Genomic DNA, 21,144 nt, shown 5'->3' with positions numbered 1-21,144 from the left:
TTAATTATTAATTGAAACCATACTTTTCAATGCTTCATCAAGTATCCTTTTAACTTCTGGCCTGCATGAGCCGCAGCCCGTGCCTGCACCGGTTGTTTTGCACAAATCGGTCATTGTATTGCAACCTGATTCAATTTTTTTCCTGATATTTTCTGAACCAACATTATTGCAGCTGCAAACCAGTTTGCCCAATACAGGGTCGGCCTTATTGCCGCTCCGCAATAACTGGAGCCTTTTCTCGCTCAACTCTGTTTTATTGGCAATCAGGTCCCTGAATTCCAATAACTCACTTTTATCGCCAATCAGGATCGCACCCACCAGCCTGTCCTGGTGGATGATACATTTTTTATAATATCTTTTGGCTTTATCTATAAAAACCACTTCTTCGTAATCTTTATCATCCGGGCATTCAGGTATGCCAATACTGCACAGGTCGAACCCGTGGATTTTGATGATATTCATAAACAAGCTGCCTTTGTAATAGCTGGCGATATCTCCGTTTAAATAACCGGCTACCACCTGGGCCTGCTGCTCGGCGGCAGCCGTGATGCCGTACAGTGTACCATTAAATTCAGCTATTTCGCCGATGGCGAAAACATCAGGGTCGCTGGTTTGCAGGCGCTCGTTTACGGTTACGCCACGGCGGCAATCCAGTCCGCAATCTTTGGCAATTTCCATGTTGGGGGTGGTGCCGATGGCCAGGATCATGGCATCGCAATTGATCTTGCGGCCGCTCTTTAAGCCGATGCCGGTTAATTTCGACCGCCCGTAATAAAGCTGTACCTCGTCATCATAGTAAATATCGCAGCCCTGGTCGGCCATTTCTTCATGCAAAAGCTGGCTGCCGAGCGCATCCAGTTGCCGGTTTAAAAAGGATGAGGTGCGCTGGATGATGGTGATTTTTACGCCCATCTCCCTCAGCGAAGCCGCCATCTCCAAACCAAGTAAGCCACCGCCAACAATGACCACATGCGCATCATTGGGCATGTGCTTTTTAAAGTTATCGGCATCAACACGACTGCGCATGGTGAAGATCCCGGGCAACGACGGAACATTTTTGGGGACCGAAGCCCTGCTGCCTGTTGCAACTAATAAAATATCATAACTGGTTTTTATCCCCCTTGAATCGGTTACCTGTTTGTTAGAGCGGTCAATTTTTTCAACACTTACACCGCGCAACAGCTTAATTTTATAACCAGGCTCATCTTCGTCGGTCATTTTAACCAGTTGTTCCCACTTTTGCTCGCCGCTGATATAATCAGGCAGCATTACCCGGTTATAAAAGGGGAAATTCTCCTTGCTGAAAATGGTGATCTCATCGTCGGGGTTAAGCTCGCGGTACGATTTTACGAAGCCATAGGCACCCGCACCGGCGCCAATCACCACTATGCGCTGGAACGGCTTTTTAAATTTAACCACATTTACGGCACAGAACTTAAAATCAGGTTCTTTTGAAATAGGGTCAACCTGGTCCGAGGTCAGGTTATTCACCCTGTTCAGATCGTTGCCCAATATTTTACCCCAGTGCATCGGCACAAAAACAACGCCCTGTTTTATTTGGGTTGATATTTTCGCTTTAACCTGCACTTTACCCCGGCGCGAAGTAATTACAGTAATATCTCCATCGTTGATCCCCAGTGTGGAGGCATCATCCGGGTGGATCTCCATAAACGATTGCGGAAGGTGCTGGTTAAGCTTGTTTACCTTGCCGGTTTTGCTCATGGTATGCCATTGATCGCGGATGCGGCCGGTGGTTAGTATAAATGGGAAATCACCATCCGGTTGTTCGCTGGTGTTGGCATCGGGCACCGGGTGGATAATTGCTCTTTTTGAAAGGGTATAAAAACGTTTGTCGGTAAATAACCGTATCGTTCCTTCTTCTGCACTTTTCTTTTTATAGGGCCATTGTACCGTTCCTTTTTCTTTCAGGATCTCATAAGTTAAGCTGCTGATATCAATATTTGTTTTAGTGGTTAAGCGGGCATGTTCGGCATAAATTGCCGCCGGATCTTCAAAATCAAATCCTTTATAGCCCATTTTTCGGGCAAAACGGCAAATGATCTCGGCGTCGGGTAAAGCCTCGCCGGGCGGCTCAATAATTTTATTGAGGTAGCTGATCCTCCGCTCCGAATTTGTCATGGTGCCTTCCTTTTCGGCCCAGGCCGCTGCCGGTAATATTACATCGGCAAAAGCCAGGCTTTCCGGTTTATTGCTCACCTCCTGCACCACCACAAATTTGGCTTTTTTTAACGCTGCTTCGGCCAGGCGAACATTGGGCAGACTGGTAAGCGGATTGGTGCAAAGGATCCATATTGCTTTTAAACTGCCATTTTCCAGCGCCTCAAACATTTCGGTAGCGGTTAAGCCCGGTTTTGGGTTGATAACAGAACCACCCCAAAATTTTTGAACTTCTTCGCGGTGCAAAGGGTTGTCCAGGTTGCGGTGCGCAGGCAGTAAATTTGCCAGGCCGCCAACTTCGCGGCCACCCATAGCGTTCGGTTGCCCTGTTAGTGAAAGCGGCCCCGAACCCGGTTTACCGATATGCCCGGTAATGAGGTTAAGGTTGATCAAACTCAGGTTTTTATTTACCCCTGTTGAACTTTGGTTAAGCCCCATGGTCCACATCGAAATAAAGCCTTTTGCTTCGGCAATGTATCTGGCCGCAAGGCGGATGTCAGCTTCACTTACTCCGCAATGCCGGGCAGCATCGGCCATTGATCTTTTAAATACCATGGCGCTGTACTGCTCGAAGCCTTCGGCATGCCGGGTAACAAAGTCGAGGTCGATATCGCCGTTTTCAATCAGCGCCCTGCCAATGGCATGGTTCAGGGTAATATCAGTGCCGGGGTTTATTTGAAGGTGCAGGTCGGCAATGCCGCAGGTGTCCGTTACACGCGGATCAACAACAATTATTTTGGTTTTGGGGTTGGCCGCTTTATGGGCCTCCACTCTTCTCCATAAAATGGGATGGCACCAGGCCGGGTTTGCGCCGGTTACATAAAAGCAGTCGGCCAGTTCAATATCATCATAACAAACCGGCACGGTGTCTTCACCCAAAGCCATTTTATAGGCCGCAACCGCGCTGCTCATGCAAAGGCGCGAGTTGGTATCGATATTATTGCTGCCAATAAACCCTTTCATCAGTTTATTGATCACATAATATTCTTCAGTAAGACACTGACCCGATGCATAAAATGCCACCGAGTCAGGTCCGTACTTATTGATAAAGGTTTTAAAAACAGCTGCGGTACGGTCAAGCGCCTCATCCCAGCTTACCCGCTGCATGGGCATATTTTTGTTATACCGCATTTGCGGGTAAAGCAGCCTGTCGCTTTTATCATTTACGGTGTAATGCAGGTTGAGGCCCTTGCTGCAGAGCATCCCCTTATTTACGGGATGCTCCTTATTGCCCTCAATCAATACATTGCCGCTTTTGTCCTTGTGAACAAGCACGCCGCAACCCACCCCGCAATAACAACAGGTAGAAGTGGATGTATTTATTTGCTGCTTTTTTACCGGCATTTATTTATTTTTTTAATCACGCTGCACCACCAGCCAATATGGGTTCAGCTTTAACTATTTCTGCTTCTTCCGCCGTTTTTGCAAACTTGGTTATCAATATTATTAAGGCCACGGCAATTACGGCATAGCCGATATAGCTAAAGGCCTGTACATAAGTAATGGTGGTTGATTTAAACAGAAAGCCAAACAGCATGCCGCCAAGGTTGCCGCCGGCGCCCACAATGCCGCTTACCATACCCACATTTTTTGTGTTTACAAAAGGCACGATACCATAAGTAGCCCCGTTTGACATTTTAAGGAACAGGGCAAAAGATAACATGGAAACAATAGCCATTGTTAAGCTGCCTGCCTGCGCAAATAAGATCAGTCCGCAGCCTTCAAGCAATAAAACGCCGGCCAGTAACAGCCCTTTTCCGCGCATACCGAATTTGCCGCCAACCTTGTCAGACACTATACCACCCAACGCCCTTGCAAACAAATTCATGAAACCGAAAACACCGGCCCAGAAACCGGCCATACTTTGGGTTAAATGAAAGGAATCCACAAAATGCAGCGAGGCAACATTGTCAAAAGTGATCTCCATTCCAAAACAAACAGCATACGCCATGGTTAATGCCCACACGCGCCAGTCGGTTAAAATCGACCAATCTGTTTTCGACCTGTTTTGCTTGTGCCCTATTTCATCATAATTGCCGTTCGGGGTATCTTTAGTATACTTATAATACAGGAATGCGATGATCAGCATCATTACTCCCGGAACGATCATCGCATAACGCCATGCTTCGCCTTTGGTATAACCAAAACCTACAATAGCGGCAAAGATCAATGGCATTACCATATTGGTTACGCCACCACCCAGGTTTCCCCATCCGCCGGTAACTGCATTTGCCGTACCTTTTATTTTAGAGGCAAACATCATAGAGGTATGGAACTGGGTGATCACAAACGACGCACCAATTACGCCTATAGCCAGCCTGAATAAAAGAAAGGTCATATAACTATGCGCCAGGCCAACAAAAAATACGGGTAATGAGCCGATCAGCAATAACCTGATGGCCGTTTTACGCGGTCCCCAGGTATCGCAAAGTTTGCCTATAATAAGGCGTGCAATAATGGTGGCAGTTACGGAGGCGATAATAATATTGCCCACCTGCCCTTTTGTTAAATGCAGTTCGGCCCTTATGGTTGGCATTAAGGGCGCCAGGCCAAACCAGCCAAAAAAGCATACAAAAAACATGAGCCAGGTGATGTGGAAGGTGCGCATCTGCACACCTTTCAGCGAGAATATATTGAGTTTGGTTAATTGATTCTTCATGATTCGTTTCTCCTTATTGTTTTATTTGCCAAAAATGAAAAAGAAAGTAGCCCGGTAAACCAGCACATGGCTGTCGGGTAAATAGCCTGTTGTTGTGGGGGCACGCTCGTCCTTATATTGGATAAACCATACATTCGGCATGAAATGAATATTCTTTGCCGGGGTAAAATCCAGGCCAGCGGTTACAAAATGCTCTTTTGTGTAGGGGCTGTAAGCGGGCAGGTTGGTATTTGAGGTGTAAACATCGCTTGCATTAAAATCGTTGTCGGGGTTATAACCGTCATAACGGGCGAAGAAACCCCATTTATCTTTGTAAAGGGCGCCGTGCGCATAAAGCGAAATAGCCTCGGCTGTTGCGTTGACTGATGTTTTGGTGGTTGCGTCGCTAACACCATTTACAAATTTTTGGGTGTAGGCTTCAATACCGAAAGTGATTTTCGGGGTGGTATAAGCTGCAAATCCTTTCAGCATACTGCGCGACTGGCCGCCTATTGCCGAAGTTGCCGGGGCGGTTTTCATATAATCCGCATACAGGTCGAAGATCAGGGTCTGGTTTAAGAATTTTGCGTACACATCGCCATAAAATGCTTTGTAGAAACCAGTAGCAGGGTTGGTGGCCGAACCTAAACTGGCGGAACTACCGGCGCTATTGTTAGCGATCAGTATATTATAGCCAAAGTTTTTAGTGGCAGGATCAAAAACGCCTTGTAAAGAGGCGCCAATATCATAGGCATTAGTTCTGTGGAAATCGGCAACCGTACGTTCTATAGCACGGTAGCCCCAAATTTTTTCGGTTAACATAGGGAAGCCCGGGGTAAGCATTTCGCCGATAACAAAGTCGGTGCCGGTCCAAACGCCATGCCACCTCAGGTCGACATTCTTGATATAGAAGGCCATCTTGTTGTCGGCAAGATTATCGCTGCCGGATATGCTTGTCGTACCCGAAACGGCGGTATTGGCTGATGGCTCAGAAGCTAATAAAACCTCGGCGGTAAATTTTTTATTGATATCATATTCATAGCCTAAATAAATCCGCCGAAACTGGAATGCGTTACGGTAAGTGGGTACGCCATTATAGTTGGTTTCGGGGCCGCGGTTGCCGGCATCGGCATGTGCATCGTAGTAAAGATCACCGAAAGCATAACCCCATAATCTGCGCACAGGCTTCCAGGAGGTATCAGTTTCGGATGGTTTTACGGTAATGGTAGATGGGTCGGTAGGTTGATTTGATTTTTTGGCTGATTTTATATCAGCATTTGCATAATTTATCTGTGAATTTTCAATTGTTGCCTGTGCTTTTGCCGTGACCGTCAAAAAACATGATGAAAATAATAGAATTACGCCAATAATGTGTTGGTTTGATACATTTTTGTACATTTGATTGAGTTTTTTATTTGTTAAAGCGATAAAAACTGTTTAACCCTGCCCGGGAATGCGACCTCCCGGCGGGGCTTTTTTATGGTTGCTGATGTTAGCTTTTCTTCATAGGCTGCTTATATTTTGTTAATTCATCCAATTCAGTGATTTAATAGTCATAAATATAGCGTAATTAATATAAAAAATCAATTAAAGGTGTTATTTATACACACTTTTATGATTTAAATTAGATAAAACATGATTTTTTATCAAATTATCAAAAACGCAAAGTGATTTTTTTAGTAAAATGTAAATTTTGCAATGCATTTTGGCGGTTATTGTAAATTTAATTAAGTTGTATTTGCATTTCATTAAAAAATGATGATAGTTTTTATGATATAAATCACAATAAATCCATAATTTGTAATTTATTTTATTTATTTAATGGTAATTTTGAATCATATTAATGTTAATCAGGTAAAATTTAGTTCGTAAGTTGATATTTATCCCGTTTTTTTAAATAAATGAAAAAAAGCAAGAGTGAATGTGATGTAAATAGTTGTTTTATGTGCCGGAATTGTTTAAAACAATGGCAACCGGCCATAGCTGCAAATAAGGTAAATCTTAAAGTAAAACGGGGCGAAGTGATCTTTAATGAGGGTGACGAAGTTAAAGGGGTTTACTTTGTTTACGATGGAGTGGTAAAGGTGCATAAGAAATGGGGCCCCGATAAGGAGTTAATCATCAGATTTGCTTCCAAGGGTGCAATTTTTGGTCACCGGGGGCTTGGCGGCAACAATGTTTACCCGATTTCGGCAACCGCCCTGGAGGATGGGATCGTCTGCTACGTAGATACCGAATTTTTTGAGTCAACACTAAAGGTAAATACTGAATTTACGTATAACCTGATGATGTTCCTGGTAAGCGAGCTGCAGGAATCCGAGAAAAAAATGCGCAACCTGGCGCATATGTCGGTAAAAGGAAGGGTGGCCCAGGCGCTGGTCTCTCTGCGCGATCAATTTGGTAAAAAAGAAGATGGTTCCATCAATATCGAACTATCAAGGCAGGACCTGGCATCGTACGCCGGTGCTACCTATGAAACTGTTTTCAGGGTGCTGAATGAAATGCTGAAAGAAAATCTGATCAAGACCTCCGGGAAGAAAATTATTATTAATAACCGGGAGCAGCTTTTGCAGTTAACGGCCCAGGAATCGTAAAGCTAAAGCTCCCCGCCGGGCAGGCGGGGAGACATTCAGCATCATTCTCAAACTAAAACCAGGTCCCGTTTGCACGAATTGCACACGAAATTTCTTTATCTGCCGTTTTGATAATGGAAGTTGCTTTAAAGAGGTGGCTCCCCTGGAGCCTTAAAAACGCCTCCATTTTTCTATAAACAGGCAGCTCCTCCGGAGCTTATAATAATGTGTTTACCTGATAATGTGTGTATCGGACTCCAGGCGAGTCCCGTGTTTATAGAAAAACAAAATTGAAAATTAAGGAGGCTGTATCAAAAGTGTATGAACTGAAAAGCAAACGAAATAAAATTTGGACTTAGTGTTCTTAGTGAATTCTTTGTGCCCTTTGTGGTTTGTTTTTTACCACCAGGTACACGAAGAAAGTACACTAAGGTCACAAAGACCTAAAGTTTCAAAATATAATTTGGTAACTTTTTACATGGAGCGACTTTTGAGGCGGTCTTCGCCACCTGATTGTTTTATTTTAAACACGATTTTCTGCAATTTTAGTCAGCAAAACCGATGTAAACACGGCCATCGCTTACCTTCACCGGGAAGGTTTTGATGGAATATTCTTCATTGGTTAAGCATTGTCCACTTAAAAGCGAGAATGTATTTTTATGGAACGGGCAGGCTACTTTCGGTTCACAGTTTTCGCCGGTGCTGCCGATCATCCCACGGGACAAAACCATTTGTTGTTTATGCGGACATAAATTCTGGGTAGCATACCACTCACCCCGGCGGGTAAAATTGTAAACCGCTATTTGTTCGTCCCTTAATTTAACACAGGCGCCCCCGTTTGCCGGAACATCATCCGCATAACAAGCCAAAACCCATTCAATTGCAACTGTTGTTTCCATGTTTTTATTTTTTTACCCGGCCTGCCGGAGTTTTATCTTTAAATCTTAAAACCTAATCCAATTATTTAATTCACCCCAATAATAACTCACTGCTCACCATTCACTACTCACCACGTAGCCTTCACCTGGTCGCGCATTGGCTCAAACTGAACGTTGGGGTCTTTTTCTTCCGGCGCGTTAACAAAATGAGTGAAACGTTTGCGCAAAGCCGGGTCATCAATCACCTCTTTCCATTCGCAGTGGTAGGTATCCACCAGTGATTGCATCTCCTCTTCCAGTTGAGCAGCAATACCAAGGCTGTCATTTAAAATTACATTTTTCAGGTAGCTTAAGCCGCCATCCATTTTATTCAGCCAGGTAGCTGTGCGGGATAGGGGCTCGGCTGTTTTAATATAAAACATCAGGAACCTGTCGAGGTATTTTACAAGGGTTTCCTTGTCTATATCGGTAGCGAGCAATTGTGCATGCTGCGGTTTTGAACCGCCGTTACCGCATACATACAGGTTCCAGCCTTTTTCGGTGGCGATAATGCCAAAGTCTTTTGCCTGTGCCTCGGCGCATTCGCGTACACAGCCGCTTACGCCGCCTTTAATTTTATGTGGGGCGCGGATCCCTTTATACCTGTCTTCAATTTCAATGGCGAATGATACGCTGTCGTGCAAGCCGAAGCGGCACCAGGTGCTTCCCACGCAGCTTTTAACCGTACGCAAAGCCTTGCCATAAGCATGGCCGCTTTCAAAACCGGCGTCAATCAGCTCTTCCCAGATTGCAGGCAGGTCATTTAAGTGCGCGCCGAACATATCAATCCTTTGCCCGCCGGTAATTTTGGTATATAAACCGTAGCGTTTGGCAACCTGGCCCAAAACAATCAGCTTATCAGGTGTAATTTCGCCACCAGGAATACGGGGTACTACCGAATAAGTACCGCCTTTTTGGATGTTGGCCAAAAAACGATCGTTGCTGTCTTGTATCGTATCCTGTTTAACGATCACGTCGTTCCATAAGCTGGAAAGAATGCTGGCTACTGCCGGCTTGCATACCTCGCAGCCATCGCCCTTGCCAAAATGATCGAGCGCCAGGTCGTAGTTTTTCAGTTTGTTGATCTTTACCAGGTCAAAAAGCTCCTGCCTCGAATAGTCAAAATGTTCGCAGATCACATTTTTAATATACTGACCGTTAGCTTTCATGGTGCCGGCAATGAGGTCTTTAATTAATGGAACACAGCCGCCGCAGCCGGTTCCGGCTTTGGTGCATTTTTTTATGCCATCAATACTTGTTATTCCCTGATCGCTAACTGCCGAGCAAATGGCTGCTTTGTTAACCGCTTCGCAGGAGCAGATAAGTGCCTCATCAGGCAGGCTCATTACGCCCGCGCCTTCACTTTCGGCCCCGCCTCTTGATCCTAATATCAGATCTTCGGGGTTTGGCGGCAATACAATTTTATTATTAACTGTTTGCAGCAGCATATTATAGGCATCCGCATCGCCAATTAAAATACCGCCCAGCAGCTGTTTGCCATCGGTGCTGATATTTATGCGCTTGTAAACGCCTTTATGGGTATCTTCAAAAACAATAGTACGGCAATCCGGCTCAGTAATAAATGCATCCCCAAAGCTGGCTACATCTACACCGATCAATTTTAGCTTGGTGCTCATGTCGTAACCATAAAAGGACTTGTCGCCGCGGGTTAACTGGTTTACCACAATATCGGCCATTTCATAGCCGGGTGCTACCAGGCCATAGATCATGCCTTCATATAAAGCGCATTCGCCAATGGCAAAAATGCAGCTATCATTGGTTTGCATTTTTTCGTTTACCACAATGCCGCCGCGTGTGCCGGTTTGCAGGCCCGATAGTTTTGCCAGTTCGTCGCGCGGCCTGATGCCTGCTGATATCACCAGCATGTCAACCGCCAGGGCGCTTTCGTCTGTAAAATGCAGGTTTTCTATTTTGCCTTCGCCGCCTATATAAGCGGTGCTTTTATTTAAATGAATACTTAAGCCAAGCTCTTTGAGTTTTGATTGCAGCATCATGCTTCCGGCCGAGTCAATCTGCCGTGGCATTAGCCTCGGTGCAAATTCAATTACGTGGGTATCGGCAACGCCAAGGTCCATCATGGCTTTAGCGGCTTCAAGGCCCAGCAGGCCGCCGCCCATAACTGCCCCGGTTTTAACTTTTGGCGCCCAGGCTTTCATCAGCTCCAGGTCCTCTATAGTGCGGTAAACAAAAACGCCGTCTTTTTCCACTCCCGGAATGTCAGGAACAAAGGCCGACGAACCGGTAGCCATTACCAGGAAATCATATGCGCAGGTAAGGCCCGATAAAGAATGGACTGTTTTTGCCGATCTGTTTATTTCCTGTATCGGATCGCCAAGATGAAGAGTGATGTTATTTTCATCGTACCATGAATGGGTGGAGAGAGAAAGGTCATCAGCTGTTTTTCCGCTAAAGTATTCACTCAGGTGAACGCGGTCATAAGCGTGGCGGGGCTCTTCGCCAAAAACGATGATGTTGAAATCTGTTGACCTGGCTACCAGTTTTTCACAAAACTTATAACCTACCATGCCGTTGCCAACTACTATAATTGTTGGTTTGATCATACCGAAATTTTTTAAATGTTAAAGCTTTTAAACCGGTAAATACAATTAGTGCGACCTTATTTGCATTTACAATAGCAATTTTAAACAAAAAAATTTAAAATTCAAATAAAAATTATTAATTTGGTCGTAAATAATTAAATATTTTCAACATAAATTGAATTTTAACATGATTTTAGTCATGTTTTATTGAAAAATTTTAATTGAAAATCATAATTGATTAAAATTATGATGATTTGAACAGATAAAAACAGTACTTTTTTAATAAATTACTAAAATAATGCAAAATAAAGCCATCATTCCCGAATTATTTGTTCTGGGCGCAGGCCCCGGCGACCCGGAACTAATTACTGTAAAGGGTTATAAGATATTACAACAGGCCGATGTGATTTTGTACGATAACCTGGCTAACCAGGAGCTGTTAAGTATTGCCCCCGAAAGCTGCGATAAAATTTATGTGGGCAAACAACCCTACGGCGAGTATACCCCCCAGGAGCAAATTCATGAAATGATTAAACACTTTGCATTTGCCAAAGGAAAAGTTGTACGATTAAAGGGCGGCGACCCGTTTATATTCGGCCGGGGATTCGAGGAGATGATGTACGCACGCGAACAAGGGATTAAAACCCATTTTATACCCGGTATTACCAGCATGCAGGCTTCGGGTTTCGAAGATATCCCGCTTACACACCGGGCTTTGAGCGAAAGCGTATGGATGGTTACGGGGACGAAAAAAGACGGCAGGTTATCGGCAGATTTAAAACTGGCCATACAAAGCAAGGCAACAGTAGTTATATATATGGGGATGAAGAAGCTGAAGGAAATTGCTGATACCTATATAGAGGCCGGTTTTGGGGATATTCATGCAGCCATTATACAACATGCATCGTTACCAAATCAAAAATCCGCCAGGGGACTGGTGAAAGACCTGCCCGAACTGGCCGAAAGCAAGGGGCTTACCTACCCGGCTATTATTATTATAGGCGAAGTAACAAATATTGGCCAATAAAAAAAGAGAGTTATGAAGATCAGGATAAAAGGGAATTCACTGCGTTACAGGCTAACAAAAACAGATGTAGCCAGATTTTTAGCGGATGGATATTTGGAAGAAGCAATCGACTTCGGGATGCAGATGCTTACGTACGCTATCCAGCAAAATCACCTCAATAATTTGTCTGCGCTATTTGAAAATAATAAAATAACGCTATTTATGCCTGAAATAATGGCGAATGAATGGCTGCAGAGTGATAGGGTAGGGTTCGATTATTGCGAAAACGGGCTGCATCTTTTAATTGAAAAAGACTTTAAGTGCCTGGATAACGTAGCCGAAGACCAAAGCGATAATTACCCTAATCCTTTAGTTAAAATTCAGTGGTAAGCTACCGGTAGCGTTATTTGGTCGATCCCCTTAAGATCAAATCCGGCTGAATAATTATCCTGCTTACATCTTTTAAACGCACCCTGTTTTCGAGCTTGTCCAACAGTGTTTTGAATAACTGCTTGGCCATTTCATCCAATGGCTGGGCAATGGCACTGATAGATGGGTTATAAATATTAAATACGTCGTGGTCGTCAAAAGCGATAACAGAAATGTCGCCCGGGATATTGAGCCCTAATTCATTAATGGCTTTTATACCGCTTAGTGCCAGGTAATTGGTTGCAAATATAATGGCATCTATCCCCGGGTTATCTTTAATAAACTGAGCGCATTGCCCGGCGTTTGTTTCCGTATCATTCGCAAAAGGTACTTTAAGGATGACAGGTTTAAGCCGGTGCTGTTTTAAAGCAGCTATATAACCTGCATGTCTTTCAGTCATCTGGCTCTGTACAGAATCCAAAGTCACCAATGCGATTTTTTTTGCATGGGTTTTAACCAGGTATTCTACCCCATCAAAAGTGCCTTTATAATTATCAAGCCCCACATAGTCTGTCGAAACATTTGGTAAATAACGGTCAAACAGTACTACCGGTAAATTATCGTTTATTAATCCTTTAATCTCGGCTTCAATGCCCACCGGCGGGGTAATAATATAGCCGTCAACATAGCGTGCGCGTAATAAATTGATCAGTTCTCTCGTTTTCTCGGGGTCGTTTTCGGTGCTGCAGTAAATTATTTTGTACCCATTTTTATAAGCCAGTGCCTCTAAATGGAAGGCAATATGTGAAAAGAAATAATCGGAGATCTTTTCAACCATTAAACAGATCATCTTTGTTTTACCGGTGCTTAAGCTTTTTGCAAGCTGGTTGGGTTTGTAGCCTTTTTCCTCGCAAAACTTTAAAACCTTTTCCGCTAACTCATCCGTTATCCTCTTTTCTTTAGCCTTTCCGTTAAGTATGAACGAAACGGTAGATTTTGCAACATGCAATTCGTTAGCGATGTCATTGATTGATAGTTTTTTATTCATTTAGCGCTTTCAGTTATTATTGTTACTGCGTTACTGAGTTTTCTCAAGTAAACGTTTTTCATCAATTATATTAATTTGTTTCCAGGCCATCTTATCCTGGATAAAAAAACTGGGTGATCCAGGTTGTATAATGGTCTAATCAGTAAAGGTATCGTTTTTATAATTGTATAAGATGGCTTGCAAAACCGGGTTTCTTTCCTTTAAAGCTAATTTAATTCTCCGAAAATAGCATTTTATATTGCAAAACCGGTTTTATTAATTATTATTGCATCCTGCAAGGCTTTAAATCCCCTGGACCCTCTGAAAGGTACCCGTAAAATTTATTCCTGCAACCAATTGTTCAGGCCGATTGTAAATGATGACAGTTTTTTTTATATAAAGGGCAAACTGGTTTATGTCTTCTTTTTTAAGACGGATAAACTGTAATTGGCCAGGGAAATGAACTTCATCTTTGTACAGCATAGTCCGCTATAACCAGCCGGATAATGCTTAAAACCTGCGGGAACTAATATAATAATATTTAATAACGAACATCATATAATAATAGATAACAAGGGAAATCGCATTTGAAATCAAACAGTGGGATGAGGCTCCGGAGGAGCCTTAATTTTCAATTTTCTTTTTCTATAAACACGAGACTCCTCCGGAGTCTGATATATGCATTATAATGAGCTCCGGAGGAGCAGCCTGTTTATAGAAAAAAAATTAATTCGTTTTAGGCTCCAGAGGAGCCGCCTCTTTAAAAGCGATTTCTGCTTATAGACGATGATGGGTTTCTCCCTTTTTGCATATGGACGGAGGATGGGTTTTAACAATTAATGAGATGACAAAAAGAGAAAATAATGCAAATTAACAGCTTATCAACATCATTCATTTTAACAGCAGATATAGGCGGTTCACATATCACTGCAGGTATTTGCCACCTGGAAAGTTACAGTATCCTCTCACAAAGTATCACGCGTGTTGAAGTGAACAGTAAGGGCCCTGCAGAAAGTATCCTGGCCCGCTGGGAAAGTGCCTTTGAACAGGTATTGCAAAAAAACATAACAGCAACGGTTTCGGGGCTAAGTATTGCAATGCCAGGGCCGTTTGATTACGAAAAAGGGATTTCCTATATTAAAGGACTTGATAAATATGAGACCCTGTACGGAATGGATATTAAGCAGCACCTGGCTGATTTGCTGACCATAGATCCCGCGGTTATCCTATTCAAAAACGACGCGGAATCAACCGTTGCGGGTGAAGTATTAAGTGGCGCCGGCCGAAACTACCAGCGTGTAATGGGCATTACCCTTGGAACTGGTTTCGGGTCGGCATTTACTGAAAATGCAATTACAAAAGATTTGAACCTGGGGAGTGACGCTTACAGGGACACTATAGCGGATGACTATCTTTCGACCCGCTGGTTTTTGCGCCGTTACCTTGAACTGACGGGCACGAATTTAACAGGCGGCGTAAGAGCGCTTGCAGCCATGGCGCCGGACAGCGCCGTAGCACGCGACATCTTTGCAGAGTTTGCAAATAATATGAGTGAATTTCTTTCGGGGCCATTTGCCCGGTATAGCCCTGAGGTTTTAGTTGTTTGCGGCAATATTGCGAAAGCAGCTGAATTCTTTTTGCCGCAGCTTTCAAAAAAATTAAACGCTATCCCCGTTAAGTTGGCCCAGCTTGGCGAAAATGCCCCGCTTATAGGCGCTGCAGCTATGTTTAATAGCCTTAATACCGCCGGGTCGTCTGATTCTGTAACCAAATTATAGCTTAACATATCATGCAAAAAGCAGCATTTATCGAAAAAAAGTTTGTTGTCAACTTTATTTTTGTAACCTCCCTCTTTTTAATGTGGGGATTATTGCATTCAATGAGCGATGTGCTCAACAAGTATTTCCAGGGGGCGTTAAACGTTTCAAAATCACAATCGGGGCTTATCCAGTTTTCAGTTTTCGGTGCTTACGCTGTGATGAGCTACCCTGCCGGGTATTTTCTAAAGAAATTTGGCTATAAACCCGGCGTTCTTCTTGGCTTGTCACTATTCGCCATGGGTACATTCCTTTTTATTCCGGCAGCCAATGCAGCCTCTTTTACCTTTTTCAGGATTGCCTTGTTTGTGATGGGCTGCGGTATGGCCACCCTGGAAACAGTGGCCCACCCTTTTGCGGCGGCCCTGGGTGATCAGCGTACCAGCGACCGGCGGATAAATTTCTCGCAATCGTTTAATGCGTTAGGCGCTACTGCCGGACCGTTGATTGCTTCGTGGTTCCTTTTTCGCGTAACTACAGGAAACGCGCACGACCTGGATGCGGCTAAATACCTGTATGTCAGTATCGGTGGTGTATTGGTTTTACTTATTATGGCCTTTTTATTTCTCAGGGTGCCGGTATTAAATGACCCGCACGTCGCTGTAGCTGAGATAGATCCCGAGGCTATTAATGTCGACACTGCTCCCGAAAAAAAGCTGTACCAGCACAAGCATTTTGTTTGGGCAACGGTGGCCCAGTTTTTTAATGTGGCCGCGCAGGCCGGCACATGGGCATTTTTTATCAATTACGCCTCGTCAATAATGCATTTTAGCAATATGTCGGCATCGAGGTATTTCAGCATTTTTATGGCGATGATGATGCTGGGGCGTTTCACCGGAACCTACCTGATGAAATTTATTGCCCCCAATAAGTTGCTGGCGTTTTTTGCAATGGGCAGTATCCTTATGTGTATCATCGTAGCGCAGGGCCTGGGCTGGCCGTCATTTATTGCGCTAATGATGATCAACTTTTTCTTTAGTATCATGTTCCCGACAATTTTTAGCCTCGGCTTAAAAAACCTGGGATCTCACACCCAGCAGGCATCCTCTTTTATATCAATGGGTGTTGTTGGCGGGGCCGTCTTTCCGCTGATAATGGGACAGGTTGCTAATCACGATGTTGCAAAAGCTTATTATTTGCCGATAGTTTGTTATGTTGTTATCTTTTTATTCGGCTATAAGTTTTATAAGGTAAAACATTAATTTTATTCGATTCATTACCGGGCACGCGGTAACAGCCCGGTAATGTTGTAACAAATATCAATATTTTTCAAAATAAATTTGCAAAACCGGTTTTATTGAGTATTATTGCTATTGATAAATAAAACCGGTTTTGCAAATCCAAATTTGCCTGACCAGATATAAACCAATTATAAAAACGCTTAATGAAGAAGATACTTACTAAACTATCAGGATTTGTAGCCTGTCTGCTGTTTTTTAACTTTTCTGTCGCACAAACAAGCAATCATAATGTTCTTCCCAAATGGGCATTTGGTGGCTTTGCCAGGCCGGCCGGTATTAACCCGATTATCTCGCCGGATTTAAATGCGGCGTTTTTAGATCCCATGTCGAACAAAATGAAAAAATGGGAAGCTAATTATACTTTTAACCCTGCTGCCACTGTTAAAAACCACAAGATTGTGGTGCTTTACCGTTCAGAAGACCTGACCGGCGTTGAGATCGGCACCCGCACCTCACGCATCGGTTATGCCGAAAGCAGCGATGGCCTTAGTTTTAAACGAAACACCAAGCCGGTGCTGTACCCGGGAAATGACAGCCAGAAAGAATTTGAATGGCCCGGCGGCTGCGAGGACCCCCGCGTTGCTGTAACCGAAAACGGTACCTATGTGATGTTTTATACCCAATGGAACCGTAAAGTTCCGCGCCTGGGCGTGGCTACCTCAAAAGACCTGATCACCTGGGTAAAATATGGTCCTATTTTCAGGAAATCTTATAAAGGCAAATTTGCTGATATTCCCAATAAATCTGCTTCCATACTCACTAAACTGGCGGGTGATAAACAGGTTATCGCCAGGATAAATGGCAGATACTGGATGTATTGGGGCGAGCAGCATGTTTATGCAGCCACTTCAACGAATTTGGTTGACTGGAAACCGGAAGTAGACAAAAATGGCGAACTCAAACAGTTGTTTTCTCCGCGCGCGGGCTATTTTGACAGTGACCTTACCGAGTGCGGGCCGCCGGCAATCATGACTAAAAAAGGCATCATCTTATTTTATAACGGCAAAAACCATCCCGGCAATGGCGGGGATAAACGTTTTAATGGCAATTCATACTGCGCCGGGCAGGCATTATTATCATTGTCTGATCCTTCGAAGCTGATAACCCGTTTGGATGTTCCGTTCCTGCGCCCCATGGAACCGTTTGAAAAAAGCGGCCAATATGTAAACGGAACAGTTTTTATTGAAGGATTGGTTTATTTTCAAAAAAAATGGTTCCTCTACTATGGTTGTGCTGACTCAAGGGTAGGGGTAGCTGTTTTTGATCCCAATAAACCGGCGCCTCCTGACCCAATACCAGTTTTATAGTACTATTCCCCTGATTGTTTATTCCGTTTTTTAAAATAACCTGCTGCTATTTAGCGGGTAAGGGGATTTTTTTTCTCTGAAAACCAAAAATTACTTCTGAAAAGAATATCTGAAACCAATTAAAAATATGAGAAGAAAGGGGAATCTTAATGAAATAATTTATTAAAAACAGTACCCGGTGAAGTTAAATGCACGGCATTTCCATTTTACCGACAATACGGATATGGCCGCTCCCGGCCATATCAGGAGCATTATTCAATTATTCACATTAATTTAAAGTATATGAAAAAAACTTACAGTTATTTCATTATCTCCCGATATGAAAAAGCAATTCGTTTAGCCACGAAACTTGCCGTTGCTTTCCTTCTGGCAGCAATGGTTCAGTTTTCGGCATACGCGGGTTCTCCAAATGGAAGCAACCGGGTATATCCTGCCGCCGGTTCGTCCAAAAACAATCTTCCATCAAAATCATCGCTGACACATTCGCAAATTGCGGATATAAAAGTAACAGGGAAGGTGACCGACGCCAGTGGCGAGGGGCTTATTGGCGCATCCATCAGCCTTAAGGGCGGAAAAGGCCTGGCCGTTACCGATGTAAACGGTAGTTTTACGGTAACAGTGCCGGAAAGTGCTACGCTGGTCGTATCCTATATCGGATACCAGACCCAGGAAGTTGCAATAGCAGGCCGCACACAAATAAATATTGTGTTAAACGCGCTGCAGGGCAATTTAAACGAGGTGGTTGTGGTAGGTTATACCACACAACGAAAAAAAGACCTTACCGGCGCTGTATCGTTAATAAATGCTAAAGATATTGCAGCAATACCTGTAGGTGGTGTTGACCAGATATTACAGGGTAAAGCAGCCGGCGTAGCAGTAACGCAAAACACGGGCGCCCCCGGCGATGGTATCAGCGTTATCATCCGCGGTGTTGGAACCATTAATGGTATCTCGCCGCTGTATGTTATTGATGGTGTGCCCACGCAGGACGGCATCAACGAGATCTCGCCAAATGATATCGAAAGCATCAACGTATTAAAGGATGCTTCATCGGCGGCTATTTATGGTGCAAGGGCAGCGGGTGGCGTGGTGATCATCACCACTAAAAGAGGTAAGGCCGGAAAAACGCAGATCAGTTTTAGCGCTTATACCGGTGTGCAAACCGCTCAGAATTTAATAAAAATGGCCAATAATACGCAATATGTACAAGCGTATAATACCGCTGCAACTAATGATAACAGGCCCCTGATATCTGATAGCCTGGCCCGTACATTATCAAATGTAAACTGGTTGAAAGAAATTTTGAAGCCGGCGCAGATCAGCAACGCTAACCTCTCTATGAGCGGCGGCAATGAAACCTCTCAATATATTTTATCAGCCAACTATTTTAGCCAGGACGGATTGATCCAAAACTCATCATACAACAGGTTTAACCTGCGCACTGCTATAAGCAGTACGCCATCAAAATATGTTAAACTGGGTACAAACATTAATCTGTCCTATTCCAAAACAAGGACGGTTGGTACATCGGGCGATGGTTATGAAGGGGCTGCCAGTGTTGTACGGTATGCTTTGTTCCGTACGCCGGGTACCCCCGTTTACAATGCAAACGGGCAATATGTGGATCTGCCGCAACAAAATGCCACTTTAGGTAATTTCCTGGGCGATGGCGTAAACCCTGTAGCTTTGGCCAATGCTACCAATGACAATACTTACGGCTATACCATTTTAGGTGATGCCTATGCAGAGGTTGACCCGATTAAAGGTTTAAAAATAAAGTCGGATGTTGGGTTAAACTGGATCCAGACCGATAACAAACAATTTTTTGAAACATTTGGCATTGATCGTTTTTTCAATTCGCCAAACGCGCTTTCTCAATCAAATGCGCAGAATTTAAACTACAACTGGACAAATACGGCAACCTATGATCTTGCTTTAGGGAAAAGTACTTTTAAGTTTTTAGCAGGAACTGAACTGATTAAACAAGATCAGCAGGGGATGTCCGCCTCACGCACCGGTTATGTTAATCAGACAGCTAATTTTCAGTACCTGGATAACGGTACGGCAGCAAGCCAGCAAAATGGTGGCAATGAAGCACATTTGGCAATGTTCTCGCTTTTTGGCCGTGTGGATTATCAATATGATAATAAATATTTGGCCAGCGCAAATTTCCGGAGGGATGGCTCTTCTCAGCTCGACCCAACATCCCGTTATGAGAATTTTTATTCAGGATCATTGGGATGGCGGATTGACAGGGAGGATTTTATGAAGGACGTTAAACCTATTTCTACCCTCAAACTGCGTGCAAGCGTTGGTCAGTTAGGTAATTCAGGTATCGGTAATTATCCATACACTTCCACCTTTGGCACCAGCGGATACTATCCTTTTGGAGGAACAACCAACCAGGGAATCAGCATAACATCTTTAGGTAATCCAAATGTGCGCTGGGAAACAAGTACCCAGGAAGACGTAGGTTTAGATATCGGCTTTTTCCAGAACGCGCTGATGTTAACAGCCGACTATTATGTAAAAAACACCACCAATATGTTAATACCGCTACCTGAACCAAGCAGCGGCGGCGGGCAACAGCCCTTTGGCGTAGGCGAACCTGAAGTTAACGCAGGAAGTGTACGTAACAGCGGCCTTGAACTGGAACTGAGCTATAAAAAAGTAGTGAATAACAACTGGAGTTATGGTTTGACCGGTAATTTTGCTACCCTTAAAAACGAAGTAACCTCCCTTGCGGGTGGCACACCAATCCCGGGCGGACGGATTGATAATAACTATTTCGGAACATTGACCGAAGTGGGGCAGCCCATTGGCTCGTTTTACCTGTTGCAGCAGGAAGGTATTTTTCAAAATGCACAGCAGGTATTTACGCATGCCTACCAGGGCCCGGGCATCAGGCCGGGTGACGTGATGTATAAAGATATAAACGGCGACGGTGTTATTAATGATAAAGACCGCAGCTTTGTAGGCAGCCCGATACCTAAGTTTACTTATGGCCTTACTGCCAATGTTACCTATAAAAACTTCGACCTGAGCGCATTCTTCCAGGGCGTGTATGGTAATAAAATTTATAACCAGGTACTTACTGATATTGAAGGCTTTTATCGCCCTTTTAATATTACGCAACGTATCGCTGAAAATGCATGGACCGGCCCCGGATCAACCAATACTTATCCGCTGTTGTCATGGACCGATGGTTCAAATAACAAAATGCCATCTACCCGTTTTCTTGAAAGCGGATCGTATTTGCGGCTTAAGAATGTGCAGCTGGGATATAAGCTTGGCGCCAATACCTTAAAAAGCATTGGTTTATCAGCGGTGAGGGTATATGTAAGCGGTCAAAACCTGTTAACATTTACCAAATACAGTGGCCTTGACCCTGAGCAATATCAAAATAACGACAATGCGGCGGATGGCCCAAGGGCGGTTGGTATCGATTGGGGAACTTATCCATCGGCACGTACAATAACTGTTGGTGTTAACGCTAATTTCTAACTCAAA

The 21,144-nt window shown here is 43.9% G+C and carries 13 protein-coding genes; 7 read left to right on the top strand and 6 right to left on the bottom strand.

The genetic code is table 11. The features are described from left to right. Genes MgSA37_RS19030 through MgSA37_RS19020 form a run of 3 tightly spaced genes read right to left on the bottom strand, consistent with a single transcriptional unit; the run spans position 1 to position 6,214 of the window. Positions 1-3,522, bottom strand: coding sequence for a nitrate reductase (locus MgSA37_RS19030; RefSeq protein ID WP_096354151.1), 3,522 nt, complete (start codon positions 3,520-3,522; stop codon positions 1-3). A gap of 16 nt (positions 3,523-3,538) precedes the next feature. Beyond that, complete coding sequence (locus MgSA37_RS19025) at positions 3,539-4,837, bottom strand: MFS transporter (RefSeq protein WP_096354149.1); 1,299 nt, start codon at positions 4,835-4,837, stop codon at positions 3,539-3,541. A 21-nt stretch (positions 4,838-4,858) separates the two neighbouring features. Then, positions 4,859-6,214, bottom strand: a complete 1,356-nt coding sequence (locus MgSA37_RS19020; RefSeq protein WP_096354148.1) for a hypothetical protein — start codon at positions 6,212-6,214, stop codon at positions 4,859-4,861. Between the two features lie 503 nt (positions 6,215-6,717). On the opposite strand from MgSA37_RS19020, the gene MgSA37_RS19015 reads away from it, so the two are divergent. Further along, positions 6,718-7,410 carry a Crp/Fnr family transcriptional regulator gene (locus MgSA37_RS19015; protein WP_096354146.1) on the top strand — a complete coding sequence of 231 codons (693 nt, stop codon included), beginning with the start codon at positions 6,718-6,720 and terminating at the stop codon, positions 7,408-7,410. Positions 7,411-7,934: 524 nt separating this feature from the next. Here the strand turns inward: MgSA37_RS19015 and nirD are convergent. Further along, positions 7,935-8,288: a nitrite reductase small subunit NirD gene (gene nirD, locus MgSA37_RS19010; protein ID WP_096354145.1), complete on the bottom strand. Its 354-nt coding sequence runs from the start codon at positions 8,286-8,288 to the stop codon at positions 7,935-7,937. A gap of 107 nt (positions 8,289-8,395) precedes the next feature. Then, positions 8,396-10,888, bottom strand: coding sequence for a nitrite reductase large subunit NirB (gene nirB, locus MgSA37_RS19005; RefSeq protein ID WP_096354143.1), 2,493 nt, complete (start codon positions 10,886-10,888; stop codon positions 8,396-8,398). A gap of 277 nt (positions 10,889-11,165) precedes the next feature. Between nirB and cobA the strand changes: the two genes are divergently transcribed. Beyond that, positions 11,166-11,894, top strand: a complete 729-nt coding sequence (gene cobA, locus MgSA37_RS19000) for a uroporphyrinogen-III C-methyltransferase (RefSeq protein WP_096354142.1) — start codon at positions 11,166-11,168, stop codon at positions 11,892-11,894. 12 nt (positions 11,895-11,906) lie between these two features. After that, the gene (locus MgSA37_RS18995; protein ID WP_096354140.1) at positions 11,907-12,263 is read left to right on the top strand and encodes a DUF7009 family protein; all 357 of its coding nucleotides are present in this window, start codon (positions 11,907-11,909) and stop codon (positions 12,261-12,263) included. Between the two features lie 13 nt (positions 12,264-12,276). Here MgSA37_RS18995 and MgSA37_RS18990 read toward each other — a convergent pair whose 3' ends face one another. After that, positions 12,277-13,290 carry a LacI family DNA-binding transcriptional regulator gene (locus tag MgSA37_RS18990; RefSeq protein WP_096354139.1) on the bottom strand — a complete coding sequence of 338 codons (1,014 nt, stop codon included), beginning with the start codon at positions 13,288-13,290 and terminating at the stop codon, positions 12,277-12,279. Between the two features lie 842 nt (positions 13,291-14,132). Here MgSA37_RS18990 and MgSA37_RS18980 point away from each other — a divergent pair. The 4 genes from MgSA37_RS18980 (at position 14,133) to MgSA37_RS18965 (ending at position 21,138) form a co-directional block, all read left to right on the top strand. Next, positions 14,133-15,047, top strand: a complete 915-nt coding sequence (locus MgSA37_RS18980; protein WP_096354136.1) for an ROK family protein — start codon at positions 14,133-14,135, stop codon at positions 15,045-15,047. An 8-nt stretch (positions 15,048-15,055) separates the two neighbouring features. Then, positions 15,056-16,288 (top strand): sugar MFS transporter, encoded by a 1,233-nt coding sequence (locus MgSA37_RS18975; protein ID WP_197706177.1) that lies wholly within the window; start codon positions 15,056-15,058, stop codon positions 16,286-16,288. A gap of 182 nt (positions 16,289-16,470) precedes the next feature. Beyond that, positions 16,471-17,634: a glycoside hydrolase family 130 protein gene (locus MgSA37_RS18970; protein WP_096354133.1), complete on the top strand. Its 1,164-nt coding sequence runs from the start codon at positions 16,471-16,473 to the stop codon at positions 17,632-17,634. A gap of 282 nt (positions 17,635-17,916) precedes the next feature. Further along, on the top strand, positions 17,917-21,138 hold the full coding sequence (locus MgSA37_RS18965) for a SusC/RagA family TonB-linked outer membrane protein (protein ID WP_096354131.1): 3,222 nt from the start codon (positions 17,917-17,919) through the stop codon (positions 21,136-21,138). Positions 21,139-21,144: the final 6 nt, after the last annotated feature.

The organism is Mucilaginibacter gotjawali, from assembly GCF_002355435.1.
GTDB lineage: Bacteria > Bacteroidota > Bacteroidia > Sphingobacteriales > Sphingobacteriaceae > Mucilaginibacter > Mucilaginibacter gotjawali.
Note: the sequence above shows the minus strand (reverse complement) of the source record. Positions and strands in the feature narration are given on the sequence as shown.

What these genes read in the sequence shown, in the direction of transcription:
- MgSA37_RS19020 (WP_096354148.1), bottom strand. Translation starts at nt 6,214, where the DNA reads ATGTACAAAAATGTATCAAACCAACACATTATTGGCGTAATTCTATTA.
- MgSA37_RS19025 (WP_096354149.1), bottom strand. Translation starts at nt 4,837, where the DNA reads ATGAAGAATCAATTAACCAAACTCAATATATTCTCGCTGAAAGGTGTG.
- nirB (WP_096354143.1), bottom strand. Translation starts at nt 10,888, where the DNA reads ATGATCAAACCAACAATTATAGTAGTTGGCAACGGCATGGTAGGTTAT.
- MgSA37_RS18970 (WP_096354133.1), top strand. Translation starts at nt 16,471, where the DNA reads ATGAAGAAGATACTTACTAAACTATCAGGATTTGTAGCCTGTCTGCTG.
- MgSA37_RS18965 (WP_096354131.1), top strand. Translation starts at nt 17,917, where the DNA reads ATGAAAAAAACTTACAGTTATTTCATTATCTCCCGATATGAAAAAGCA.
- MgSA37_RS18990 (WP_096354139.1), bottom strand. Translation starts at nt 13,290, where the DNA reads ATGAATAAAAAACTATCAATCAATGACATCGCTAACGAATTGCATGTT.
- nirD (WP_096354145.1), bottom strand. Translation starts at nt 8,288, where the DNA reads ATGGAAACAACAGTTGCAATTGAATGGGTTTTGGCTTGTTATGCGGAT.
- MgSA37_RS19030 (WP_096354151.1), bottom strand. Translation starts at nt 3,522, where the DNA reads ATGCCGGTAAAAAAGCAGCAAATAAATACATCCACTTCTACCTGTTGT.
- MgSA37_RS19015 (WP_096354146.1), top strand. Translation starts at nt 6,718, where the DNA reads ATGAAAAAAAGCAAGAGTGAATGTGATGTAAATAGTTGTTTTATGTGC.
- cobA (WP_096354142.1), top strand. Translation starts at nt 11,166, where the DNA reads ATGCAAAATAAAGCCATCATTCCCGAATTATTTGTTCTGGGCGCAGGC.
- MgSA37_RS18980 (WP_096354136.1), top strand. Translation starts at nt 14,133, where the DNA reads ATGCAAATTAACAGCTTATCAACATCATTCATTTTAACAGCAGATATA.
- MgSA37_RS18995 (WP_096354140.1), top strand. Translation starts at nt 11,907, where the DNA reads ATGAAGATCAGGATAAAAGGGAATTCACTGCGTTACAGGCTAACAAAA.